A 1,991-nucleotide genomic window follows, 5' to 3' on the forward strand; every position below is an offset into this window, starting at 1 on the left:
CCCGCGTTCCACAGTTGCGGGCCTGTTCTGGTCGACGCGACGGATGAAGTCGCAGGTCAGCGCAGTGACCGCTAGCGAAAAATGCGAATTCGCCTAGTGACACGCTTTGGGTGAGGATGGCTGTTCGACCTGCTGGATCACTGGTACCTTCTAGTCCGTGTACGTGAAGGCATCGACGCGGAAGACCAAGGACGGCCAGGTCATCCGGTATCTGCAGTTGGCCCACAACGAGTGGGACGCCGAGGCTGGTGTGTCGCGCACGAAGGTCCTGTACTCCTTCGGCCGGGAGGACACCGTCGATGTTGAGGGCATCCGCCGTCTGATCGGAGCGTTGACCCGGTTGCTGGACCCGGCTGACGCGCTGGCCGGCAGCGGCCCGGCCGGGTTGACCTTCACCGAGTCCCGACCGCTGGGCGGGACGTTCGTGCTGGACGGGTTGTGGCGGCGGCTCGGGATCGATGCGGCAATACGGCGGATGCTCACCGGGCGCCGGCTGGACGAGCGGGTCGAGCGGATCCTGTTCGCGTTGGTCGCCAACCGGGCGCTGGCACCGTCGTCGAAGCTGGCCGCGACCCGATGGATCGAGCATGACGTCGTGATCGAAGGGCTGGACACCGTGGTCGACGAGGCGTGTTACCGGGCGATGGACTGGTTGATCGAGGTGGCCCCGGAGCTGTCGCGCACGGTGTACGACAACGTCGCCGATCTGCTGAACCTGGAAGTGGACCTGCTGTTCTTCGATACCACCAGCACCTACTTCGAGCTTGACGAACCCGATGAGCCGGTCGGCCGCGACGAGCACGGTGTCCTGGCCGACAACGGCAACACCGACGGCCCGGACACCGTGAAGGCCGCCGGGTTTCGGACCTACGGGAAGTCCAAGGACTCCCGCCCGGATCTGCCGCAGGTCGTGATCGGGATGGCGGTGACCCGCGAGGGCATCCCCGTCCGATGTTGGTGCTGGCCCGGCAACACCGGCGACTCGGCGTTGATCCGCCAAGTCAAGGATGACATGCGGGACTGGTCGCTGGGCAGGGTCGTGTGGGTCGCCGACCGCGGCTTCACCTCCGCGGAGAACCGCAGATACCTGCAGCGCGCCGGTGGCCACTACATCCTCGGAGAGAAGCTGCGCGGCGACTCCGACGAGGCGAAGGCAGCGCTGGCCCGCCAAGGCCGCTACAAGACAGTCGTCGGGAACCTGCAAGTCAAGGAAGTCAAGCTTGACAAGGACCTGGCTGACGACCGGTTCGTGATCTGCTTCAATCCCGAGGCCGCGCAACGCGATGCCACCATCAGGCAACGGATGCTCGCCCAACTCGACGAGGCGATCGCCGGATCGGACAAGCTGTCCAAGGACAAGCGCGCTGAACTACGCGGCGTGATCTCCACCAAGCCCGGTCTCAAACGCTATCTGCGCGTCACTCCCGGCGGGCTGCTGCGCATCGACAAGGCCGCGATCGAGCGTGAGGCCAACCTCGACGGGAAGTTCCTGCTGCGCTGCTCGGACCCGAAACTGTCCAGTGAGGACATCGCCCTGGGCTACAAACAACTCCTCGAGGTCGAGCGCGGCTGGCGTGACATGAAACAGATCATCGACCTGCGACCGGTCTACCACCGACGTGAGGGACGCATCCGGGCTCACGTCCTGTTGTGCTGGCTGGCGCTGCTGCTCATCCGCATCGCCGAGACCACCACCGGACAGACCTGGCCATCGATGCGCGACGAACTGCAACGCCTGCACCTGGGCACCTTCACCGGCCCTGCCGGCACCTTCCGGCAACGCACCGAGATCACCCCAACCCAGCGCAAGATCCTCGCCGCGCTCACCCTCGACGAACCCAGCCGCGTCCACGAGGCAACTCCTGCGACACGCTGACCAGCACGAACACCCCCCGTCTAGTGACACGCCATGTCACCGGGCAACCACGTATTTCCGCAGGTCAACCCGCCAATTCGTGGACTAACCAACACCCTGATCTGTGGAACCCAGG

1 protein-coding gene is annotated in these 1,991 nt (G+C 65.2%); it reads left to right on the top strand.

Features of this window, described 5'->3' with window-relative positions:
* Window positions 1-157 precede the first annotated feature (157 nt).
* Window positions 158-1,876, top strand: a complete 1,719-nt coding sequence (locus FM051_RS49835; protein WP_158854956.1) for an IS1634 family transposase — start codon at window positions 158-160, stop codon at window positions 1,874-1,876.
* Window positions 1,877-1,991 lie beyond the last annotated feature (115 nt).

This window comes from Saccharothrix deserti (assembly GCF_009769385.1).
Classification (GTDB): Bacteria; Actinomycetota; Actinomycetes; order Mycobacteriales; family Pseudonocardiaceae; genus Actinosynnema; species Actinosynnema deserti.